Source organism: Streptococcus infantis, assembly GCF_047460405.1.
GTDB lineage: Bacteria > Bacillota > Bacilli > Lactobacillales > Streptococcaceae > Streptococcus > Streptococcus infantis_Q.
This window is the reverse complement of sequence record NZ_JASHGH010000028.1, coordinates 1-7027: the sequence shown is the minus strand read 5'-3', so window position 1 is coordinate 7027 and position 7027 is coordinate 1. Positions and strand designations below refer to the sequence as shown.

Sequence of the window (7027 nt, the reverse complement as noted above, 5' to 3'; positions counted from 1 at the left end):
GATTTCGGAACTTTGACAACTTTAAGAAACGAATTTTCATCGCTCTGAATATAAAAATGAAGAGGACATCAATTGTCCTCTCCAGATGTTAGTTTTTATTCAACCCACTACAGTTGACAATGAGCCATAAAAGGGACTCGCTTGAGTCCTTTTTTAGTTATTTCGAAGTTTTTCCAAAGTCTCTTTAAAGATATCTGGAATATCAGCAGTAAATTCCATAGTTTCCCCTGTTTTAGGATGAGTAAATCCAAGCGTTTTGGCATGAAGAAATTGCCCATGTCCTTTCAAGGTTTTACGAGGGCCATAAACCTCATCACCAGCGACTGGATGACCGATGTAGGCCATATGCACACGGATTTGATGAGTTCGTCCTGTTTCCAGTTGCAACTCCAGCAATGTATAATCACCAAAACGTTCTAAGACTTGAAAACGTGTCACTGCTGGTTTGCCTTTAGCAGTCACAGCTTGTTTCTTACGGTCTTTTTCACTACGTCCAATCGGCGCCTCAATGACTCCACGGTCGTTAGGAAGATTCCCATGAACGATGGCCCAATATTTTCGAAGAGACTTCTTGTCCTTCAATTCTTGAGCTAGTGCTAAATGGGCATCATCGTTTTTAGCAATCATCAAGAGTCCAGATGTATCTTTATCAATACGATGGACAATCCCTGGACGCAAGACACCATTGATGCCCGATAGGTCCTTGATATGATACATAAGGGCATTAACCAAGGTACCACTGGTATGACCAGCACTTGGATGAACAACCATTCCTTGAGGTTTATTGACTACTGCTACATCCTCATCTTGGTAAATAATATCTAAAGGAATATCCTCAGCTACATACTCCAAAACCTCTGGTTCTGGCACCTGATAAGTAACGACATCGCCCTCTTGGACCGTATACTTGGCTTTCTTGACCTGGCCGTTGACCAAGACTTGGCCTGATTTGATTTGTTCATTGGCGAGACTTCGCGACAGTTCTGTCAAATCTGACAAAGCCTTATCTAAGCGTAGTCCACCTGTTTCAATTTTAATTTCCATTCATTTCCTCTTTTAGCATTGCAAGCAATAACACAACTACTCCTACTGTCAGATAACTATCAGCTACATTGAATATCGCGAAATTGATAAAGTCTAAGTGGAACATATCCACGACAAATCCTTGGCTAATGCGGTCAATAAAGTTCCCTAGACCACCTGCAATAATCAAAACCAATCCAGAGACAGTCCATAAGGAATCCTCCATGTGTTTATGGAGATACCAAATGGCACCTACCACGACGACCAGGGTAATGACAGCGAATAACAACTGCTGATCTTGTAAGATAGAAAAGGCTGCCCCCCTATTTTGCAGATAGGTCAAACTGACCAGATTTGGGATCCATGATTTAATTTCACCAAGAGAAATATTCTGAACGACGTAAGATTTTACCAATTGATCTAACACTATTAAGATTGCTATGACTCCTGCTACTATTCCTCTTTTTTTCATGCTTTCCTCTTCTGATCAAAATACTCTTGCATAACCTCTACAAATAAAGTCCCTGCTTGGCTCAAGTCTACTTCCTCACGCTTGACATAAACCATGCGATTATTGAGATTATCATTTAGCGGAATAACGGTGATCCCGTTCACACTATTGCTATCTAAGAATCCAGATCCAGTCGCATAAGCATTTGTTCTTTCAAGAATCCCATTTAAGGTAGCGCGGTCAGTTACGTTAAACATTTGAGAGCTAGCACTTGTATCTACAAAGTTCTCTGAGTAATAAAGATACTCATCCTTTTCTTGCGTGAATCGAACTGTTGGTAAATCTGCCAAATCCTCCATAACCAACTCTTTTTTCTTGGCTAAAGGATGTCCTTCACGCAGATAGATATGCGTCTGGAAAGAAATCAACTCAATCACTTCAAGACCTAGCTTTTCAACCCGTTGCATGATTCCTTTTTGGTTTTGATTATTAAGGTAGATAATTCCAATCTCACTATGTCCTTGGGCTACTTCATCCAAAATCTGAACAGTTGTAGATTCAAAAATACGAAAATTCTTATAGTCAGGATACTGTTGCGAAAAAGCTGTAATGGTTGGTGGCAAGAAATCATAGTGCTGGCTGGCTATTGAAAACTCATCTTTCTCCTCTTCAGGATTGGCATACTGATTTTGGAAAACATCAAATCCTTTAACCAACTCTTGTGCCTTTTCATAAAATTCCATCCCACGACGTGTAAGAAAAGTTCCTGAACTGGTTCTGCGGAAAATCTTAAAGCCAAGCTCTTTTTCCAAGTCTCTTACAGAAATAGATAGACTGGGTTGGCTAACGTACATCTTCTCAGCCGCTTCACGAAAAGTACCACTATTAGCAATAGCTACAACGTAGCGTAATTGTTGAATATTCATGATTTCTCCTTCGATTTCTATCTTATCATTATACCATAAATCAAGCCTATCCAACAAAGGAAAATTATGTGTCCTAGACTTCTTAGCAAAGTAAACAAAAAACACCTTTAAAGCTAGACCCAAAATCCAACTAAAAAGGGGTGTTATCAAATGCGATTATTTAGCTGCTGCGTAGAGTTCGTCTACTTTATTCCAGTTGATAACTGAGAAGAAAGCTTTGATGTAGTCAGGACGAACGTTGCGGTATTTCACGTAGTAGGCATGTTCCCAAACGTCCAAGCCCAAGATTGGTTTTTTACCTTCTGAGATTGGTGTGTCTTGGTTTGCTGTTGAAGTCACTTCAAGTTTACCTTCTTTGTTAACAACCAACCAAGCCCATCCAGAACCGAAACGAGTTGTTGCTGCTGCAGTAAAGGCTGCTTGGAATTCTTCGAATGAACCGAAAGTTTCATCGATTGCTGCTGCAAGTTCTGCTGATGGAGCTGTTTTCTCAGGAGTCATCAATTCCCAGAAAAGAGCATGGTTCAAGTGTCCACCACCATTGTTGATAAGCGCTTGACGAATATCAGCTGGGATAGATTCTACGTCAGCAAGCAAAGCTTCAAGGTCTTCACCGATTTCAGGGTGTTTTTCAAGAGCTGCATTTGCATTGTTAACGTAAGTTTGGTGGTGTTTGTCATGGTGCAAGTGCATTGTTTCAGCATCGATGTATGGTTCTAATGCATCGTAAGCGTATGGAAGATCTGGTAAGATAATAGCCATCTGTAATACCTCTTTTTCTTTCTATATAATGATGATAACGCAATCATCCTATTTTTTCAAGTTATTTGCTCAATTTGACTGGCTAGCAATCTGTAATAGAGCCTTCTCAAACAGGTAGCCTTTCTGATAAACTCCTGTCTTAATTTGATAATCAGCTTGGATGAGATAACGAATAGAATTCTGGAGAAAATCAAGGGATAGTCTTCGAGAATCACGAAGGGCAAATTTGATTTGATAGGGATTAGGATTGCGACCAAGATAGTGACCCAAACTGCTGACCATCTGGGACTCTGTCTGACCAGATTCTTGCAAAATTTTCACTTGTGTATAGAGTCTGAACTGTCCCAACATAATGGCAATCAGTTTAATCTCATCTTCTCCCTGCAAAGTCAAATCTTTCACTAAGTCCCTTGCTTGATCTATCTTCTTCGCTAGGATGAGCTGGGTTAAGTCAAAGATATTATCCTGCAAAGTCTTTGGAATGGCTTCAACAATATCTTCTTCTGTTATCAGACCACCATCCTTATAAGACAGTAAGAAGAGCAGGTTTTTCTGAATTTCACTGAATTGAAAACCTGACTTGATAAGTAACTGTTCAAAGGATTTTCCATCAAAGGTAAGTCCTTGTTCCTGAGCCCACTTTTGAAAATATGCTCGTATTTCTTGTTCTTTTGGCTCGATGGCTTCAAAAATCTTGGCATCCCTCTTGAGTAATTTGACTAAACGTCTCTTACTATCCAGCTTCCCTTCAGCAAAAATAACTAATTTACTCGTCGGAGATGGGTTTTCCAAATATTCTTCAAAAGCCTTAAGCTCGTCATCAGATAGATAGCGCTTTTTAGCTGTTGTTATATCGAGAAAATGATCTAAAATAACAATTTTTTCATCCGCAAAGAAAGGAAGACTGACCAGCTCTAGTTCCAAGCTTTTGTAGTCTACTTCTTTCATATCAAAATAAGCAAAGTTCAAATCAGCAGGATCGTAGCCGATTTGTTTGAGAACCTGTGTTTTCATGACGTCATACTGGCCTTGATCGCCCCCTGTAAACAGGGTCAAACTCGGAAGGTTCGCTAAGGACAGCTTTCGGCTTTCTTCTATGACTAGCATCTATTCTCCTTTCTTTTTAGTTTCGCTTTTCTTTAATCAATATAATTCAATTTCCCACGGAAATCTTCAAGGTTTTCATAACCTTTTTCCGTCATAATTTCTTTGAATTCCTTTGTAATACGTTCAAAAGAACCTACTCCTTCTTTATGAAGAGTAGTTCCTACCTGCACCATGCTGGCACCACATAGGATATGTTCAAAGGCATCACGTCCTGTTAATACTCCACCTGTTCCGATGATTTGGATTTCTGGATTTAAGCGTTGATAGAAAGCATGAACATTTGCAAGGGCAGTAGGTTTGATGTATTCTCCGCCAATCCCACCAAAGCCATTCTTAGGACGAATCACGACTGACTCATCTTCAATATAAAGACCATTTCCGATAGAGTTAACACAGTTGACAAACTTGAGCGGATATTTGTTAAAGATCGCTGCCGCTTGATCAAAATGAACAATATCAAAATAAGGTGGAAGCTTAATTCCTAAAGGTTTTGTAAAATACTCAAAGACTTCTGATAAGATACGATCTGTAGTTTCAAAGTCATAGGCAATCTGAGGTTTACCTGGAACATTTGGACATGAGAGATTGAGCTCAGTCAACCCACGAAAATCACTCTCTTGAACCTTTTTCAAGATGGTGTGAGTTTCCTCTGGAGACATTCCAACTAATGATAGAAAGAAGGTACGATTTGGTTCCTTTTCTTGTAACTCTAAAAGATAGTTTAAGTAATAATCTAAACCATTATTTGGTAGACCCATAGAGTTGATAGAGCCAAGTGGAACATCTTGATAACGTGGTTCAGGATTTCCCTGACGAAATTCCAAGGTTGCTGTCTTAGTGACAAAGGTTCCTGCTGCTGAGTTTTTAACACCTTCTAACTCCTCAATTGTCATACAAGCAACTCCTGCCGCATTCATCAAGCAATTGTCAAACTCAAAACCAGCAATCTGTGTTTTAGTTGATACCATGATTCTGTTCCTCCAGATTCCTTTTTATGTCTATTATTATACCATACTTTAACTTTTGCTTTTCAATAAAACCATTTCCATAGAAAAGGTTCGTTTTTTAGCAAGTTTTGAATCAGTTGTGTCAAATTGAAAGAATTTTTAGAAAATTTGTGTTTTTTTCTTTACACTGAAAAAATTTTCTGCTATAATGACTCATGTAATAAAATATGACAACAAAAAGGAGAACGATATGACATCTGCTAAAGAGTATATCCAAAGCGTGTTTGAAACTGTAAAAGCTCGTAACGGGCATGAGGCTGAATTTCTCCAGGCAGTTGAAGAATTCTTCAGCACTTTGGAGCCTGTCTTTGAAAAACACCCTGAGTATATTGAAGAAAATATCTTGGCACGTATCACTGAGCCAGAGCGCGTAATTTCTTTCCGTGTTCCTTGGGTTGACCGTGATGGAAAAGTTCAAGTTAACCGTGGTTACCGTGTTCAATTCAACTCAGCTGTTGGACCATATAAAGGCGGACTTCGTTTCCACCCAACTGTAAACCAAGGGATCTTGAAATTCCTCGGATTCGAACAAATCTTTAAAAACGTTTTGACTGGACTTCCAATCGGTGGTGGTAAAGGTGGATCAGACTTCGATCCTAAAGGCAAAACTGATGCTGAAGTGATGCGCTTCTGCCAAAGCTTCATGACTGAATTGCAAAAATACATCGGACCATCTCTTGACGTACCTGCTGGTGATATCGGTGTTGGGGGACGTGAGATTGGTTACCTCTATGGTCAATACAAACGCCTCAACCAGTTTGACGCAGGTGTCTTGACTGGTAAACCACTTCCATTTGGTGGTAGCTTGATTCGTCCAGAAGCAACTGGTTACGGACTTGTTTACTACACAGAAGAAATGCTCAAGGCCAACGGCAACAGCTTTGCAGGTAAAAAAGTTGTCATCTCTGGTTCTGGTAACGTAGCTCAATTTGCCCTTCAAAAAGCAACTGAACTTGGTGCAACTGTTATCTCTGTATCTGACTCAAACGGTTACGTTATCGATGAAAATGGTATCGACTTTGACCTTTTGGCAGATGTGAAGAATAAACGCCGTGCTCGTTTGACTGAGTATGCAGCTGAAAAATCTACTGCTACCTACTACGAAGGTTCTGTATGGACTTACGCTGGTAACTATGATATTGCCCTTCCATGTGCAACTCAAAATGAAATCAACGGTGAAGCTGCGAAACGCTTGGTTGCTCAAGGCGTTATCTGTGTATCTGAAGGTGCCAACATGCCTAGTGACCTTGATGCTATCAAAGTCTACAAAGAAAATGGCCTTCTTTATGGACCTGCTAAAGCTGCCAATGCTGGTGGAGTAGCTGTATCTGCCCTTGAAATGAGCCAAAACAGTCTTCGCCTTTCATGGACACGTGAAGAAGTTGACGGTCGTTTGAAAGATATCATGACTAACATCTTCAACACAGCTAAAACAACTGCAGAAACTTACGGTCTTGGTACTGACTACCTTGCAGGTGCAAACATTGCAGCCTTTGAAAATGTAGCAAATGCTATGATTGCTCAAGGGATTGTTTAATTCTAAAAATGAACTCCTCACTATTCGTGGGGAGTTTTTTCTTATATATTAAAAAAGACCTATCCGAGTGGATAGATCTTTATTTTCTGGCTCATTGTCAACTGTAGTGGGTTGAATAAAAACTAACATCTGGAGAGGACAATTGATGTCCTCTTCATTTTTATATTCAGAGCGATGAAAATTCGTTTCTTAAAGTTGTCAAAGTTCCGAAATC

General features: G+C 39.7%; 7 protein-coding genes. 1 reads left to right on the top strand and 6 read right to left on the bottom strand.

From position 1 onward, the window contains the following. Positions 1-153: 153 nt before the first annotated feature. From QM928_RS09640 to QM928_RS09615, 6 genes are all read right to left on the bottom strand, one after another. Positions 154-1044, bottom strand: a complete 891-nt coding sequence (locus tag QM928_RS09640; protein WP_248034108.1) for an RluA family pseudouridine synthase — start codon at positions 1042-1044, stop codon at positions 154-156. After that, a complete protein-coding gene (gene lspA, locus QM928_RS09635) occupies positions 1034-1495 on the bottom strand; it encodes a signal peptidase II (RefSeq protein WP_281335009.1) in 462 nt (153 codons plus the stop codon). The genes QM928_RS09640 and lspA overlap by 11 nt, the downstream gene beginning before the upstream one ends. Further along, on the bottom strand, positions 1492-2400 hold the full coding sequence (locus QM928_RS09630) for a LysR family transcriptional regulator (RefSeq protein ID WP_315639289.1): 909 nt from the start codon (positions 2398-2400) through the stop codon (positions 1492-1494). The genes lspA and QM928_RS09630 overlap by 4 nt, the downstream gene beginning before the upstream one ends. A gap of 156 nt (positions 2401-2556) precedes the next feature. After that, positions 2557-3162 (bottom strand): superoxide dismutase SodA, encoded by a 606-nt coding sequence (gene sodA / locus QM928_RS09625; protein ID WP_006150800.1) that lies wholly within the window; start codon positions 3160-3162, stop codon positions 2557-2559. 69 nt (positions 3163-3231) lie between these two features. Continuing rightward, on the bottom strand, positions 3232-4269 hold the full coding sequence (holA, locus tag QM928_RS09620) for a DNA polymerase III subunit delta (protein WP_315639291.1): 1038 nt from the start codon (positions 4267-4269) through the stop codon (positions 3232-3234). Between the two features lie 32 nt (positions 4270-4301). Next, complete coding sequence (locus QM928_RS09615; RefSeq protein WP_315639293.1) at positions 4302-5237, bottom strand: dihydroorotate oxidase; 936 nt, start codon at positions 5235-5237, stop codon at positions 4302-4304. Between the two features lie 229 nt (positions 5238-5466). Here QM928_RS09615 and gdhA point away from each other — a divergent pair, with 229 nt between their 5' ends. After that, positions 5467-6813 carry an NADP-specific glutamate dehydrogenase gene (gene gdhA, locus QM928_RS09610; RefSeq protein WP_248034096.1) on the top strand — a complete coding sequence of 449 codons (1347 nt, stop codon included), beginning with the start codon at positions 5467-5469 and terminating at the stop codon, positions 6811-6813. Positions 6814-7027: the final 214 nt, after the last annotated feature.